General features: G+C 25.2%; 18 protein-coding genes. 12 read left to right on the forward strand and 6 right to left on the reverse strand.

What is annotated here, in order from left to right; translation table 11 throughout:
• Positions 1-653: 653 nt before the first annotated feature.
• From ACYUE0_RS14370 to ACYUE0_RS14385, 4 genes are all read left to right on the forward strand, one after another.
• The gene (locus tag ACYUE0_RS14370; RefSeq protein WP_460271118.1) at positions 654-1,694 is read left to right on the forward strand and encodes an aldo/keto reductase; all 1,041 of its coding nucleotides are present in this window, start codon (positions 654-656) and stop codon (positions 1,692-1,694) included.
• Positions 1,695-1,925: 231 nt separating this feature from the next.
• Positions 1,926-2,471 (forward strand): nucleotidyltransferase family protein, encoded by a 546-nt coding sequence (locus tag ACYUE0_RS14375; protein ID WP_460271120.1) that lies wholly within the window; start codon positions 1,926-1,928, stop codon positions 2,469-2,471.
• Positions 2,472-2,486: 15 nt separating this feature from the next.
• Entirely contained in the window at positions 2,487-3,122 is a 636-nt protein-coding gene (locus tag ACYUE0_RS14380) for a CatA-like O-acetyltransferase (RefSeq protein WP_460271122.1), read from the forward strand.
• A 479-nt stretch (positions 3,123-3,601) separates the two neighbouring features.
• Complete coding sequence (locus ACYUE0_RS14385; protein WP_010292003.1) at positions 3,602-3,829, forward strand: hypothetical protein; 228 nt, start codon at positions 3,602-3,604, stop codon at positions 3,827-3,829.
• 225 nt (positions 3,830-4,054) lie between these two features.
• Here ACYUE0_RS14385 and ACYUE0_RS14390 read toward each other — a convergent pair whose 3' ends face one another.
• Positions 4,055-4,849, reverse strand: a complete 795-nt coding sequence (locus ACYUE0_RS14390; protein WP_010292002.1) for a hypothetical protein — start codon at positions 4,847-4,849, stop codon at positions 4,055-4,057.
• Between the two features lie 289 nt (positions 4,850-5,138).
• Between ACYUE0_RS14390 and ACYUE0_RS14395 the strand changes: the two genes are divergently transcribed.
• Together ACYUE0_RS14395 and ACYUE0_RS14400 are read left to right on the forward strand one after the other, a co-directional pair.
• Entirely contained in the window at positions 5,139-5,480 is a 342-nt protein-coding gene (locus ACYUE0_RS14395; RefSeq protein ID WP_061995876.1) for a LysO family transporter, read from the forward strand.
• Between the two features lie 18 nt (positions 5,481-5,498).
• A complete protein-coding gene (locus ACYUE0_RS14400) occupies positions 5,499-6,095 on the forward strand; it encodes a LysO family transporter (RefSeq protein WP_460271125.1) in 597 nt (198 codons plus the stop codon).
• A gap of 103 nt (positions 6,096-6,198) precedes the next feature.
• Here the strand turns inward: ACYUE0_RS14400 and ACYUE0_RS14405 are convergent, their stop codons facing one another.
• The 4 genes from ACYUE0_RS14405 to ACYUE0_RS14420 all read right to left on the reverse strand — a co-directional run bounded on the left by ACYUE0_RS14405 (position 6,199) and on the right by ACYUE0_RS14420 (position 9,285).
• The gene (locus ACYUE0_RS14405) at positions 6,199-6,342 is read right to left on the reverse strand and encodes a FeoB-associated Cys-rich membrane protein (RefSeq protein WP_157450894.1); all 144 of its coding nucleotides are present in this window, start codon (positions 6,340-6,342) and stop codon (positions 6,199-6,201) included.
• 20 nt (positions 6,343-6,362) lie between these two features.
• On the reverse strand, positions 6,363-8,138 hold the full coding sequence (feoB, locus tag ACYUE0_RS14410) for a ferrous iron transport protein B (RefSeq protein ID WP_460271128.1): 1,776 nt from the start codon (positions 8,136-8,138) through the stop codon (positions 6,363-6,365).
• A 2-nt stretch (positions 8,139-8,140) separates the two neighbouring features.
• The gene (locus ACYUE0_RS14415; protein WP_061995873.1) at positions 8,141-8,407 is read right to left on the reverse strand and encodes a FeoA family protein; all 267 of its coding nucleotides are present in this window, start codon (positions 8,405-8,407) and stop codon (positions 8,141-8,143) included.
• Positions 8,408-8,607: 200 nt separating this feature from the next.
• Positions 8,608-9,285, reverse strand: coding sequence for a ribonuclease H-like domain-containing protein (locus ACYUE0_RS14420; protein ID WP_061995894.1), 678 nt, complete (start codon positions 9,283-9,285; stop codon positions 8,608-8,610).
• Positions 9,286-9,735: 450 nt separating this feature from the next.
• On the opposite strand from ACYUE0_RS14420, the gene ACYUE0_RS14425 reads away from it, so the two are divergent.
• From ACYUE0_RS14425 to ACYUE0_RS14450, 6 genes are all read left to right on the forward strand, one after another.
• Positions 9,736-10,152: a hypothetical protein gene (locus tag ACYUE0_RS14425; protein ID WP_460271130.1), complete on the forward strand. Its 417-nt coding sequence runs from the start codon at positions 9,736-9,738 to the stop codon at positions 10,150-10,152.
• 250 nt (positions 10,153-10,402) lie between these two features.
• Positions 10,403-10,828 (forward strand): type II secretion system protein, encoded by a 426-nt coding sequence (locus ACYUE0_RS14430; protein WP_061995871.1) that lies wholly within the window; start codon positions 10,403-10,405, stop codon positions 10,826-10,828.
• Positions 10,829-11,120: 292 nt separating this feature from the next.
• Positions 11,121-11,726 (forward strand): NUDIX domain-containing protein, encoded by a 606-nt coding sequence (locus ACYUE0_RS14435; RefSeq protein WP_199869851.1) that lies wholly within the window; start codon positions 11,121-11,123, stop codon positions 11,724-11,726.
• A 276-nt stretch (positions 11,727-12,002) separates the two neighbouring features.
• A complete protein-coding gene (locus ACYUE0_RS14440; protein WP_061995869.1) occupies positions 12,003-12,644 on the forward strand; it encodes a lactate utilization protein in 642 nt (213 codons plus the stop codon).
• 178 nt (positions 12,645-12,822) lie between these two features.
• Complete coding sequence (locus ACYUE0_RS14445; protein WP_061995868.1) at positions 12,823-13,077, forward strand: hypothetical protein; 255 nt, start codon at positions 12,823-12,825, stop codon at positions 13,075-13,077.
• Positions 13,078-13,587: 510 nt separating this feature from the next.
• Positions 13,588-14,595: a 3'-5' exonuclease gene (locus ACYUE0_RS14450; protein WP_460271134.1), complete on the forward strand. Its 1,008-nt coding sequence runs from the start codon at positions 13,588-13,590 to the stop codon at positions 14,593-14,595.
• A 348-nt stretch (positions 14,596-14,943) separates the two neighbouring features.
• On the opposite strand, the gene ACYUE0_RS14455 is transcribed toward ACYUE0_RS14450, so the two are convergent.
• Entirely contained in the window at positions 14,944-16,380 is a 1,437-nt protein-coding gene (locus ACYUE0_RS14455) for a spore germination protein (protein WP_199869848.1), read from the reverse strand.
• Between the last annotated feature and the right edge of the window lie 31 nt (positions 16,381-16,411).

Here is a 16,411-nt window from a genome sequence, read left to right on the forward strand (position 1 = left end):
GGCCTAGTGCTAGAGAAAATATTTATGAGCTTGTTATGGATACTAAACTTATTTTTGACGAATTAAATTCAAATAAAAATAAACTTTTTTCGTTAGCTTATGCTAAAAATTACCTAGTATAATTTTAATTCTGAACTTGGAACCCTATATAGGGTTCAAAATTAAATCTTAAACTTATTCATTTATCAAATGAGAAAACTTAAATTAATATTTTATCAATAACTAACAGATTATTTTAGTTAAAAGTTAAGAGTGAATAGTTAACAGTTGTTGTTATTACTATTCACTTCGTTCCTAGTAATTCTCAACGTATCTTTTTATAAACTTTCAAATCAAATTATATTGATAGATTTTTTAAAATCATTTTCAGAAAGTGTTTGCCACTTTCATCCTAAATTCATAATTCATAATTCTTAACTAAATATATTTGCACTTATTTTTCTCAACTGATAACAAAAATTTGATGAATAAATTTAAAATACTTTTATACAAGATACATTGTTGAATTTTAAGTAATTCGGAGCATGTCTCACTATTTTAGGTATCCAAGTTTTGGAATGGTTAATTTAAAAAGTCGACTTGGAACCTTATACCATATATAGCCTAATATATGAATATACTATAGGGATAATATTAAAAAGGTAGGTTGATTTATGGGCATAGATGGATATGCAACTTTAGAGGGTACAAAGATGTACTTTAACAAAATGAGTGTGGATAATTCTATTTTAAGAAGAACCCCTTGGTTTTATACATTACCAATGGCCATTGGCACATATCTTGGGGAAACTAAGGAAGTTCATTCAGAACTTTATGTAGATAGTATAATCTATGGATTAAGTCATGGCGTTAATTATGTTGATACAGCAGCCATTTATAGAGAAATGAGATCAGAAAAAGATATAGGAAAAGCCTTAGAATATTTAATAAATGAAAAAAGGTTAATTAAGAGAAAGGAAATTGTTATATCATCAAAGGCAGGTATTATTGATAACAATTATGATTTAGGTATTAGTTGTAGTGATTATATAAATAATATAATTTTAAAAGAACCTTCAATAAAAAGAGAAAATCAAATAATAGAAGAAAATCAAGCTATATATTCAATTGATAGTGCACTACATGAATTTTCTTTAAAAAATAGTATGGAAAATTTAAAAGTAAGTACTATTGATATTATGTATATACACAATCCGGAGCTATCAATGAGTATATTAAAAGAAAAAGAATTTTATAATCAATTACAAGAGCTATTTAAATTTTATGAACAGCAAGTTAAAAATGGTAGAATAAGATTCTATGGCATGGCAACTTGGTATGCTTTTAGAGTAGAAGAAAATAATCCAATGCATATTTCTTTAGAAAAAGTAGTAAGTTTAGCAAAAAAAGTAGGGGGAGAAGGACATCACTTTAAGTTTATTCAAATGCCATATAATATAAAGAATACTGAAGCATCTACAAGTAAGACTCAAAAGGTAAACAACAGATATGTTACTCCGATAGAGGCTGCAAATAGATTGGATTTATTTGTTACAATAAGTGCTCCGCTTAATCAATGTAAAGATTTTGACAACAGTGAATTTAATTATAAAAAACTTATAGATTATGTTATAAATACTAAAGGAGTATATGCTGCTATGATAGGAAGTAAAAGAAGAGAGAATTTAATAAAAAATATGGATGCTATTTTATAATTTTTAAATACAAGATGCAGTGTTAAATTCTAAGTAATTCAAAGCATGGCTCACTATTTTAAATATCTAAGTTTTGGAAAATAGTTTTCAAATTAAATATAAACTATTTAATAAAAATATAGCATCTTTTTAAATGCTATATTTTTATTATATTTCTAAATAGTCATATTAAAATGTGTTGTATGAATGTAAGAAAAAATTGTATAATACCTAGAGAAAGAAGGTGGGAAAATGTATTTTAATGCGTTAAAAGAGGTTAGTGCAATATTAAATAAACTGAATTGTTTATGGGCAGTAGGAGGTTCATTAGTGCTTTATAATAAAGGGTTATGGGAATGTCCTAATGATATAGATATATTAATAAATTTTAAAGATGTAGAAAAAGTAAAGAATGTAATGGATGTAAGGTATGAAAAGCTAGAACTTAAATACAAAGATAGTTTTAAAACAAAGGCATTTTTTGGATATAAGATTAATGGCATAAACATAGAGTTTATGGGTGATTTTAAAATAGTTTCTAATGATAATGTATACTCATTTTTATTAGATGAAAAAACCATAATAGACAAAATGGATATAGATGGTGTAAAAGTAAATGTATCATCATTAGAAGATTGGATTGTAGCATACTATTTAATGGGTGATCCAAAGGGACGAGTTCCTATAATAAAACAATATTTTATAGAAAATGGAGTAGAAAATAAGGAGATACTTGAAAGAGCATTGAAACAAAAAGTGTCTAAAAATTTGGAATATGAAATGTTAAATTTAATGTAGTAGGGAGAGTTTGATTTGAAAGAGTTAAATATAGATCAATGGAAGAGAAAAAAACAATATGAGCATTTTAAAAATTTAGATTATCCACACATTAGTGTATGTGCTAATATAGATATTACAAATTTTTATAATTATATAAAAACAAAAAGAAGACCTTTTTTTATATCCTTTGTATATGTTGTTACTAAAACAGCCAATCTTATAAATGAATTTAAATATAGAGTTAGAGATGAAAAAGTTATAGTACATGATGTTGTTAGTCCATCATTTACAATAATGAATGATGATGAAGTATTTAATTTTTGTCCTGTAGAATTTAGTGAAGATTTTAATGAATTTGTAAGTAGAGGGACTAATGAGATTGATAGAAGAAAAAAGTTTGTAGATCTTAAAGATGAGCCTAATAGAGATGATTTCTTATTTATTACAAGTATTCCATGGGTATCATTTACTAGCATGTCACATCCTATACATATGAGCCCAGTTGATACTATTCCAAGAATAGCATGGGGGAAGTATTTTAAAGAAAATGAAAAAATAAAAATGCCATTATCAATTCAAGCACATCATGCCTTGGTAGATGGTGTTCATATAGGGATGTACTTTGAAAAAATTCAACAAATATTAAATAATCCAGAAATTTATCTTTAAAAGTTGTTATGATAGCATTGAGAAAAATGATGAAATTATGTAAAATAAAGGTATGAACATGATGGTTTAAGAAGTATACTATTATATAAAAAGCATGACATGTAGTCATGCTTTTTATATAACTAAATTTATAGATAAGTAAAGTATGGTTTTTCAAGCGTTTAGGTGGTGATTTTAGGGAATATAAAGTTTATTCAATAGCGAATGTAATAGAAGATATAAGTAATTTATCTAATAAACATGTGGGAATAAAAGTGGTTTAAGATGTTAGAGAATATTAATATAATTGTAACTAAATAAAGGGTATATTGAATGAGGTGATGTTTTGGAATTTGATATTTCGGTGGCTATTGCTTTTATAATAAACATAATAATATGGGGTGGCATTATATGGTTACTGGTGAAAATAATAAAGATCATAAAAAAGAAAAGTTTATAGTATTTTAAAATAATAAAAAGTAGTATACGGAGCTGATAAAGTGAGCAGAAAAAAATCATTATTTTGTGAAGTAATAGATGAAATTATAGATATATTAACTTCTCCATTTAGAAGAAAGAAAAAGGATAAAAGAAAAGTTAGTAGCAAAAAAAGTACAAAATCAGAAGATATAAATGTATTAAAAAAAGCTATAGAAGAAAGTCAAGGGACTATAGAATTAGGACAAGAGGAAACTAATATTGTTAAGACATGGCTAAAAGATGATTAACATAAAAACCTATAGACTAGAACAATGAAAAGTTTAAGTCTATAGGTTTTATTATATAGGGTTCCAAGTTGACTCTTAAAGTTATCCTTTCCAAAACCTGGATAACTAGAATAGTGAGACATGCTCCGAATCATTTAGAATTCAATGCTGAATCTTGTATGAAAATATTTTAAAGTTATTGAATAAATTTGAGCTTGTTTCCCTATATACTTGAAAAAGTAAAAATTAAACATGAATACATAATGGAACTATGCCTATGTAGATAGGGGTAGGTTCTGGAAAATCAAAGTTTTCAGCATATGGAAAATTTAAATTATTTGTTGATATAAACTTTTTTATAGGCTCTATAACATCATCTACCATAGTATCTCTTAAGATAGAATCTATATAAGCTACTTTGCCAAAGATAGTTACAGGTTTATTTTCTATACAACTTAATGAAGAAAAATTATCTTTACTAAGAGGTATTACTAATCTATATTTATAAAAAAGTAGCTGAGAAAAATAATCTACACAATGATTAGTATCTATATCAGTTAAAGTAGATTTTAAGTATGTCAAAAATTTTGTAGGGTCCACCGTATTGGAATTAGCGTTGGATAGCATTTGAAGTTCTAGTGAATTAGCAATGGAACAAAGATTTTTTACCTCAGGATCTTTAAACAATAGAGTAGTAACTTCAATCATATCCCCTGCTTTAAGGGATTTTAAATCATTTAAATTATTTAAGTTTTTTATAAGATTATTTTCTTCTAGCATTTCATGCAGTCTTAAAAAAGTTGTAGTTGGACACTGACAAATAGATTCAATAGTTACAGTTACAAAAGCTTGAGTATATTCTATGGTTCCATTTCCTTGAGTAATTCTTCCACAGGTAAGTTCGCTTAATGGCAATGTTGACTTGATGGAAAATTCTTTTTTATTTATAAAAAATTCAGTGTTAGCAAGAGCGATTACAGTAGCTTTAAATATAGAAACTAAGTATGGTGGATTTAAATATATTGGTGTTACAATAGGCATAAAAATCAACTCCTAAAATTCATTTTACACTATAATTTTTATTAAGTTAAAATCTCTTTAAATAGATCTAATTTTTTAGTTATATATGTTTTAAAATTACACGTTTATTAAATTTCAAAATTTAAAATTTAATATTATATAAATATTTCTTATTATTAAGTGTATAAAAAATATTCTAAAGTAGAACTGTTGTAAACAAAAACGTAGTTATAATATGTTAAAAGATTAAAAAAAATGATATAATTTAAAAGTGATAATTTTCGAAAAATTTCAACTAAGGGGGATAGCTATGGAAATTTTAATTGCATTAGTGATAGGTATGACATTAGGGTACATAAGGCCATTGAAAGAAAAACAATTGAAAATCAATGGTAAACTACAACAATTAGGTGTTGTGTTTTTACTTTTCTTTATGGGAGCATCTATAGGATCAAATGATGAAATTATAAAAAATATAGGCTCTATAGGGTTAATTGCATTCATATTTTCTGCATTATCAGTAGTAGGTAGCATTGTGTTAGTATATTTTTTAAGTGAAAAATTAATTATTAAAAAGCATAAGGGTACCAATGCTTCCAATAATGGTAAAGTTATAGATGAATGTACAACATCTTATGAAGAAAATATTTAGAGGGGAGGAGATTTAAGTTTGACTATTGTAATACTTATATCAATGATGATAGGAATATTATTTGGAAAATTTATTTTTCCAGAACAAATTATAGGGAATATGGAGAATATAGCTAATATGGCTTTATTCATGTTAATATTTTTAGTAGGATTAGACGTTGGTTCTAATAAAGAGATATTAAGAGATATTAAAGAAACTGGATTTAAAGTTTTAATAATTCCTTTTGGAACAATAGTAGGTAGTTTAGCAGGAGGATTAATAAGTGGAATAATATTTAAAATGCCTTATAATGAAAGTTTAGCTGTAGCATCTGGATTTGGATGGTATAGTTTATCAGCTATATTGCTTACAGATATGGCTAATGCTAATCTTGGAGCTATAGCATTTTTATCAAATGTATTTAGAGAGGTTATGGCAGTTATTTTAATACCTATATTAGCAAAAAAACTAAACAATTATACAGCAATAGCGCCATGTGGAGCAACTTCCATGGATACAACTCTTCCAATAGTTGCAAAGGCAACAAATAGTGAAATTGGAGTTATATCTTTTATAAATGGAGTTATATTAAGTTCGTTAGTTCCAGTTTTTGTGACTTTCTTTTATAATTTATAAAAATTTAGGATTTAATAAAGTAATACAAGTTAATATTTTAAAATCAACATATTAAATAAAAAAGTTTAGAATGAATTTTTAGTTTCATTCTAAACTTTTTATGTTAATCTTTCTTTTTTATATTGCAACCTTGGCAGCTACCATTACAACCAGAGCAACCACCATCTTTAAGTTTTTTCTTACCTTGTTTAATTAAAATATATAAAGCAACTACAACGATACCTGCTGTTATTACTATTTCTATCATGTGACCACCTTCCTTAAATTTTAAAATAAAAGTGTTCCAATGTTAAATACTAAAAATGATACAATCCAAGCTACTGCAAACTGATATATTGCTCCAAATGCTGCAAATTTACCACCAAACTCTTTCTTTTGTGTACCTATAACTGCTACACAAGGAGTATATAATAGACAGAATGTTAAAAATGATAATGCACTTATACTTGTTAAAGTAGCTGTTAGTGATGCTTCAAGACCAGTTGGATATAGAACTTCCAAAGTACCTATAACTATTTCTTTTGCTCCAAGACCAGTTAGAAGTGCAACTGAATTTTGCCAATTTGCAAAGCCTAAAGGTTTAAATAATGGAGTTAAGAAAGTACCAATTGCTGCTAAAAAGCTTTTATCCATCTCTACCATACCACTAAAGCTAAAGTTAGATAGGAACCATACTAAAACTGAAATTGAAAATATAATTGTTCCTGCTTTTCTTAAGAAACCTTTTCCTTTTTCCCAAGTTAAAAAGATTACTGACTTTACTTCAGGTAGCTTGTACTCAGGTAATTCAACTATAAATGGTTCTTCAGACTTTTTAAATAAAGTATTTTTAAATAATAAAGCAATTGATAATGCTACAATTATACCTAGAAAATATAATGAAAATACTACTAATGTTTCATGGCCAGGAAAAAATAGAGGAACAAACATTGCGTAAATTGGAAGTCTAGCATTACAAGACATAAATGGTAAGATTAGCGCTGTAAGCTTTCTATCCTTTTCACTTTCAAGAGTTCTTGATGCCATTATTCCTGGAACAGAGCATCCAAATCCCATCATAAGAGGGATAAATGCTTTTCCGGATAGACCAACTTTTCTCATTATCTTATCCATTATAAAAGCAACTCTAGCCATGTACCCACTATCTTCAAGTATTGACATACCTAGGAATAAAGTTAATATTATAGGTAAAAAAGTTATAATTCCGCCGACACCTGCAATAATACCGTCAACTATTAATGATTGAAACCATGGGCTTGTGTTAGAAAGCAGTGATGAAACCATACTAGAAAATGGACCATCAAAGAAGCTTGCTAACAATTCTTGTAATGGAGCTCCTATCCAAGTAAATGTAAATTTAAAAATTATATATAGTATAAATAAAAAAGCAGGATATGCTAAAAATTTATTAAGAACGATTTTATCTATTTTTTCAGTTGTTGTTATTTTACTTTCATTAGGTTTAGTTATACAAGAATTTAAAATATTACTAATATATTTATATGTTCTTTCTTCATTCATTGATTCAAAATTATGCCTATTATTTATACTTAAATCTAAAAGAGAATAATCTTTAGATTTAAGAAAATCTTTTACAGTTGAAATTCCTTCTTTTTTAGAAGCAGATATAGGCATAATTTTAACCCCTAATTTTTTAGAAAGTAAATCAAAATTAATATTAATTCCTTTGCTTCGAGCAACATCTATCATGTTAACAACTAGTAAAATCGGTTTGTTAAATTGTGTTAATTGACTTGTAAGATATAAATTCCTTTCTAAGTTAGAAGCATCAACTATATTTATTATTAAATCAACTTCATCACTTTTAAGAAAATCTTTTGAAATTTTTTCTTCGTTTGAAAATGCATCCATAGCATATATTCCAGGCAAGTCCACAATTTTTATATCTTTATCTATAAAACCTTCTTTTTTATCTACTGTAACTCCAGCCCAATTTCCTACATGTTGGTTTGAGCCTGTTAGTGCATTAAATAAAGTAGTTTTTCCAACATTAGGATTACCAAGTAGTGCAATAGTAGCCATCATTATACCTCCATAGCTAGTTTGAATTTTTCTTCATTTGAATTATTATTTAAATCTATATCTATTGTTTTAGCATCTTTTTTCCTTATAGCTAAATTTGTGCCACGTACATTTATTATTATAGGGTCACCTAAAGGTGCAGTTTGTTTCATTAAAACCTTTGTACCTTCAACAAAACCTAAGGCTAATAATCGTTTTGAAAGTTTTTTATCACAATGTATATTTTTAATAAAACCTATATCTCCAGGTTTTAAATCTTGTAATGTCATTAAAATCACTCCTCATTGAAAACAATTCTCAATATCATTATATTAAGGGAAAGTGATTTTGTCAATATTTTTTTAAAATATACTGTAGAATATTAAAAATTTATACATATATATAATAAAATTTAAAAATAGAAATATAATTTAGATTATAGTTGAAATTATATTAAAAATGAAAGCTGTAACTAAATGGGTAAAACCACTTAATTACAGCTTTCATTTAAAGATGATATATTGGTATCCTTATTATCTTCATTTGAAATATATTTGTTCCAATTTACATAGATATAAAATAAACTTACCACATCTTGCATATTATATAAAAGTATTTTTTCTTTCTTAGCACGTGGCATTCTGTTAAAGTAAGTGTCATCTTTCATAATTTTGCTAAAGGTCTTTGCAAGATTAGAGCCACTTATAACTTCACTTTCACGCTTAATATTAAATTTACATTCTAAATTTTTAAGTCCTATTGAAGTATTCATAATTTTTTCATACTCTTTTTGAAGGTCTATATCTTTTAATGAATTTTCAATACTGAAATTTATATTATATTTCTTATAAAGATAATTTATAACTGTAAAATCATTATTGCCAGAGAATGTAACTATATATTTCTTATTGTGATTGTCGATTAAATCTTTAAAATATTTTTCAGATAAATCCAATAACTTTTTTAATTCAAACCTATTTTGAAGCATATATTGAGTAATTTTTAATGTATTATCTTTTGCTTCATAATATGCACTTCCAAAAACACCTATGCATATAGGTTTTTTGTATACATAATGTTCTAAATCAAAAAATATAGCATCTTTAAATAAATCGTTTTGATTATCAAATAACAGAGATGAGTCTAAATTAAAATCTCCAACAGGCATACTTTCATGTTTAATAATCACCATATCACTCTTTTCTTAAAAAAATTATCTATGTAAAACATATAAATTAAAGGTTACTTTAGACGATAACACAAAAAATATTATATCATAGAATAAGTATTTCCATCAAATTCTATTTTATCAAAAATTACCATTATATTAAATTAATTAGAATTTATTTGATATTTTGAAGGAAGATAGAGTTTTATTGCCAATTCGTTTTATTATAAATACATATTGTTAATAATCTTTTATAAAAAACTTTAAAAAGTGTTATATTTTTATACGTTGTAAAATAATATATAACTAATATAAGATTTAAAATTAGTAAATGATATTTGAAAAGTATCCCCAAATAAATATTTAATTATTAATTTTACATAATATAGTAATTATATGTAATATTTTTAATTCACGAGTTTACATAAAAAAAATAGGGGGTATGTAAAAATGGAGTTAATAAATAATATAGCAGAAGAAAAGATTCTTATAAGGAAACTTATGGATGTTGAAGAAATTTTAAATTTAAGAGAAAACAAAGGAGTTTTTAAGATTAAAAGTGAAAATAAAAATTTATCCCCAGACATACACAGTATTGTTTATTTAAGACTTAATGATAGCATAATAGAAAGGTTTAAGTTAGCGTTTAAAATAAAAGAAATACCAATGAGAATTTATGAAGTAGAGATGTTATGTGAAGGAAAAAGTCTGAATTACTTATACAAAGATTCTATTTTAAAAATAATTTCTAATAGAATAAAAGAAGAATTAGAACTTGAAAATTTAAATCCTAAAATAAATGAAAGTTTGCTTAAAGCATATAAAGGAGCAATTAAAGAAGCGTATAAAACATCTCTACAAAGTTAATGATGATTTAATATATGGATCTAAAATTATATTTTAACTTATGCATTGTAAATTTTGGATAGCCATTTGATAAAAATTTGCATTAAATTATATAAAATAAATCTAATCTCCTAATATATTTTTGGTATTAAAAAAGTTAGTTTTTAAAGCTAACTTTTTTTAATGCTTAAATTGTTTAATTTAATAAAAACTGGAAAAGGTATAAATAAAAGTAATTATTAAATAACTAAGAAAAGGAGAGGGTTTATTTATGAAAAAAGTAAAAAGAAAGAAGAGTGGATTCACTTTAATAGAGCTAGTAGTAGTTATATCAATAATAGCTATACTTGCAATTATTGCAGTACCTAAATTTGGACAAATTCAACAAAGTGCAAAACAAAGGGCAGACATTGCAACAGCTAAAAATATAGCGATGGCTGTAAACTCTCAATTATCTTGTGGAAAAACTATAAGTAATCTAAATGAAACAGAGATTTATGAGTACTTTAATGGTGATATAAAGCAACAAGCAAAAGTAGGAAATGAAATTCCAGGGGAGTTTACTGTATATTTAATGGCAAATGATAATATAGTAATAACTACAGGAAGTAGACAGGTATATCCTTCAGTTAAAGAAGATTACACTAGCAGTGGTACAGGAAAATCTATTAGTATAAAATGTAATAGAAATAATTAAGTTTATAAAGGGTTTAAATAAATGAAATATTCAGTTAAAATAGTATTTAAGTTTTATTTAAATTTAAGATTATATTTATTAAGAGTATAAATTAAAAGTTGCATAGGATTTTAAGTTGACTTTCAAAAACATACATTTCAAAATTTGGATATATAGAATAGTGAAACATGCTTTGAATCATTTAGAAATTAACACTACATTTTAAAAAAATATTTTTAAATTATTGAATAAATTTAAAGGGGGAGCTTGTTTCATTGTAACCATATAAACTTAAAATAATGGGGGTGAAAAAGTGATAGATAATATAGAGAAAATATTTAAAAATAGAAAAGTCAATAAAATGGGTGAATACAAAAAAGCAGCAGTTATGATATTATTACAAGAAGAAAATGATAAATTAAATTTAATTTTTGAATTGAGAGCTAAAACACTAAAAAGTCAGCCAGGAGATATTTGTTTTCCAGGAGGTAAAATTGAAAAAAACGAGAGTGAAAAAGACGCTGCAATAAGAGAAACCATAGAGGAATTAAATTTACAAGAAGAGGATATAAAGTACATAGGACAGATGGATGAGTTTGTAACACCGTATAGACTTATAATCTATCCATTTATAGCTAAAACTTCAATAAGAACAATAGAACCTAGTGAATTTGAAGTGGAAAAAATTATAAAAATACCTTTGGACGAGTTATTAAAATATAAGCCTAAATTATATAATATGAAAATAGGTCCAATAGATAAAAATGGTTTTCCTTTTGAACTTATAAATGGAGGAGAAACTTATAAATTTAGAGAAGGGGTAATAGAACAATATTTTTATACTTTTGAAGGATATACAATTTGGGGTTATACTGCATATATTTTAAAAGAATTTTTAGATATAATAAAATCAAAATAAATAATAAAAAACATTTAATGAATAAACTATAATTAAAATTTAAAGCCTTATAGTAACTTTATTTGAAGCTTATATATGTTGGTAATATTGTGATATAATTGTGAATATATATATATTAAATTAGAGTATATTAAAATAAAAAAATAAATAAAAAATTAGTTAATAATTGAATGAAAATGTGAATATTAAGTTAAAAAATTATTATATGTTTAATATTTGTAAAAAATAAATATAATTAGAGTTTGGTTAAACAAAGAGGGATTAGGAGGGGAAATTATGGAGCATATACATCATTGGCATAATGATACTTTAGGAAGAAAAGTTGTTAAGGCTTTAGAAAAAAATCAATTTCATGCAATATATGTTGATACGAAAGAAGAAGCAGAAAATTTTATAATGTATCATATTAAATCTGGAGATAATATAGCATTTGGTGGTTCTCAAACTATAAAGGCTATGAATTTAAAAAGAAAAATAAGAGAGTTAGGTGGAAATATAATTGACCATGGAGAAGAAGGACTAAACAAAGAAGAAAAATTGTCTGTAATGAGAAAAGAATTAATAAGTGATTTATTTCTTTGCAGTAGCAATGCTATCACACTTGATGGTAAATTAGTTAATATAGATGGAGCTGGAAATAGAGTTGCAGCTATGAGTTTTGGACCTAAGAAGGTTATAATTGTGGCAGGAATAAATAAAATAGTAGAAAATGTTGAAGAGGGATTTAAAAGAATACAAAATAATGTAGCACCTAAAAATTGCAAAAGATTAGGTGTAAAGAATCCTTGTGTAATAGAAGGTACTTGTGTAAATTGCAATTCACAAAGTAGAATTTGTAGAATTTCTTCAGTTATAACTAAAAGACCTATGCAAAGTGATATTAGTGTTATTATAGTAGGTGAAGAACTCGGATATTAAATTAGACCTTATTGGTCTAATTTTTTTTGAAAAATTATAAAAATCAATCTTAAAAATTAAATAAAATATAAAATATGTTAAGTAACTGATATAATTTTCTAAAAATACTTTATATTATGTTAATTATACCTTATAATGATAGTATAGCTTATAATGACTTGGGATGGGGGGATGAAATATGGCTAAATGTCCTTTGCTTAGCACAATTGATGAAGATGTAGAATGTTTTAAGGAATGTGATTTGTATAAATGGGAAGGCAATGATAATAAATGTCCCTTTATAGAACTTAAAAAATCCAAAAAAGCATTGAAACATATTTCTGAATATGAAGCTTATAAAGAAGATAAAACCTCTCCTATAAGTATTCTTTATAGTGATGATTATATCAGAGGAATATATACTAAAAATGAGGAGTTAATAGAAGAACTTTAACATATATTAATTATGTTGAATGTTATTTTATATTAGGAATATATTATAAATTCTAGAATGTATTTAGAATAAAGCTTTTTTATAATTTATGAATAATTAAAATTCGAGCTTATTGCGCTATATAGGGTTTCAAGTTGATGGTTAAAATTGCTGAACTTAAAACTTGAATATCTAAATAGATGATGCAAGCTCGTAAGTAGCTAAATTCAATATTAAATTTTGTATAAAAATATTTTTAAGTATTTAAATAAATTTAAATTTGAGCTTGTATCCCTATATAAATATTAAAATTTATTTTCTTTAAAAAGGCTATTATAAAAGAGATAATAAGATACATCAAAATAATTTTATATTAATTATTTTGATGTATTTTTTTATGATAAAATTTAAAATGAAAAAATGATAAATTCATATTTAGGATAGGAAAATTTACATATTATTAAAATACTGATATAATTTTAAAATGTATAATAAAATTTAAAACTTTACAAGTAGGTAATGGTGAATAAAATGGACAAAAGAGAAAAGGTTAAATGTTATTATAGTGAAAAATATAATAAGATAAATAAAGTTGTTACATCTAAAATAATAATAATTAAAGAAGATAAAGTTATTATAAATAAAAATGAAAAATTTAAGAGTAATAGTATTAGAGAAAGCTCTATAAAAATTATAGAATCCATATTAAAACTTTTGAATTGCTTATATATAGATAATAAAATAGATTTTAAAGAAGAAATTGAAATATGGGCTAGAAATAGAGAAATAGTAAAATCTTTAAATGAGTCTAAGAATAAAAATATTTATAGATTCTTAGAAAAAAGTGAAAATTGTAAAATAATATATCATAAATATAGTAATTCCTTTGTAAACAATTTTTTAGAAAAAAAATTTAAAAAAAGTAATAAGAAAGTAACTTTAAAGAGTTTAAAGGACCTGATAGATGACTATGAAAATATTGTATTTTTTGATTTAGAAATGAATTATGGTCTTATAGGAGAAAAAAATTTAAGTGAAACTATAGCTATAGGTGCCGTTAAGTATAATATTAAGGATGAATGTACAGATTACTTTTATTCTTTAATAAAACCCTTATTTAATGTAAAACTAAATGAAAAAATTATAGAACTTACAAAAATACAACAACCAGGTATAGATACAGCTAAAAGGTTTAATGATATTATGATTAAATTTGATAAATGGGTAGGAAAAAATAAAACTATTTTTGTAAGTTGGGGATCTGTTGATATGAAAACTTTAAAAAGAGATAATGAAAACAATGGAAATAAGCTAAATATAATTAATGTTATGATTAATAATTATGTGGACTTTCAAGAAGAATTCTGTGTTTATATGAAATCAAAGAATTGCATTTCATTAATAAATGGGTTAAAAACATATAATATAAATTTTAATGGTGTTCAACATAATCCTTTAGATGATGCTATAAATTTAGAAAATTTAGCGTTGAAATTTATTAGTGAGACAAAGTTGAAAAATAAACGTAAAATAAATTAAATATCCTTTAACAATAAAAATGTTTTAAGATGATATATTCATCTTAAAACATTTTTATTATATAAGGATATAAGCTTATATTTAAGTTCATTCATTAAATTTTTGTTATCAGTTGATAAAACTAAGTATAACTATACTTAGTTACTAGATAAAAGGTGAGAATTGATAGTTAAGGATGAAACTGGAGTAAGGTTTTCTTTAACCTAATAATATAATTTGCTTTACAAACTTATATAAAATAGAAAAATTAGGATTAGAACTATTAATTCTTAATTAAAATAAATTATTAATTGTCGGTAAAGTATTGACTTGAAATTGCTTGCTTGATAAATGAATAACTTTAGAATCCTATACAACATTCTTTTTATTAATTTTTTGTTTAGAAGATACACTGGTTCTAAATATAAGATTTTTAAGGGCATTCCAATTAAATGGAAACAATGGGTAAAGATAAGGTTCACCAGTTAATGTTTTAGTTGAAGCTAAAAGTACCAGTGATAATATAAGTCCAATTCCAAAACCCCAAAGATTAAATAATCCTGTAAGAATCAAAATTAGAATTCTTAAAAATTTTACGGCAAAACCCATTTCTATACTAGGTTGAGTAAAGCTAGCAAGGGCAACAATAGCCATATATAGTATAGCTTCTGATATAAACCAACCTGAATTAACAGCATATTCACCAAGTATTAATGCTCCAATTACTGAGAGAGACATTCCAAGGGAACTAGGAGTATTTAAAGACGCAAGTTTTAATCCATCTACAGAAAGTTCCAATAGTATAAATTGTAGTACCAACGGAACTGGATATATATCGCTAGGCAGTAGAAACTTTAAGCTTTCTGGTAAAACTCCAGGGTTTTGAACTATATAAATATATAGCGGCGTTATGAATACTGTAAATATTAGAATAAGATTTCTAATAAGTCTTAAGTAGTTCCCTGTAATTAAAGGGAAGTAATAATCGTCTATATCCTCAATAAAGTCAAAAAAACTTGTAGGCAAAATCATAGCAGAGGGACTGTTATCTACAAAAAGTACTATTTTACCTTCCATAACATGGGCAGATGCAACATCAGGTCTCTCTGTATACCTAATTTTAGGAAATGGACTGAACCAGTTTTTTCCTGCGATGCACTCAACTAATGTTTGGTCGCCTACAGTTAAGGCATCAACTTTTATGTTTTTTAATTGAGTGGTTACTATATCTAGGGTTTTTTTATCAACAACCCCATCAATATAACCAATAGCTACATCGGTTTTAGTCATTTCACCTATAGAAAACATTTGAAAAACTAATCTAGAATCTCTAATTCTACGTCTAACAAGAGCGGTGTTAAAAACTATTGTTTCAACAAAGCCATCTCTAGAACCACGAAGTACTTGTTCTTTTTCAGGTTCTTGTGGGCCTCTTGCAGGATATGTACGTAAATCTAAAAGAATTGCTGTAGGGAAACCTTCTACTATCATAGCTGTTTGACCAGATAAAACAGATGTAGATAATTTGGATACATCATCTTCCTCACTAACCTCCATAGAGGATATCATCTTTTGTATAAAATCGTTGGAAGTTTCAAATTTTGAAAAGCTCTCTTTAGTCATGAATAATAAAGAACGTATAAGAAATTCTAAATTTTCATCTTTAACAAAGCCATCTACAAAATATAAATAGATTTTTTTATCATGAACATCTAAAATTCTTTCAATTATATCAAAACTTTCTTTAACTTTTAATACAGAAGTAATGTTTTGAATATTTTCTTTTAAATTAGAAGTTATTTTCAAAATAGTCACCCCTTAAAATATAATAACGACA

The sequence above is a fragment of the Clostridium sp. CTA-19 genome, assembly GCF_054767855.1.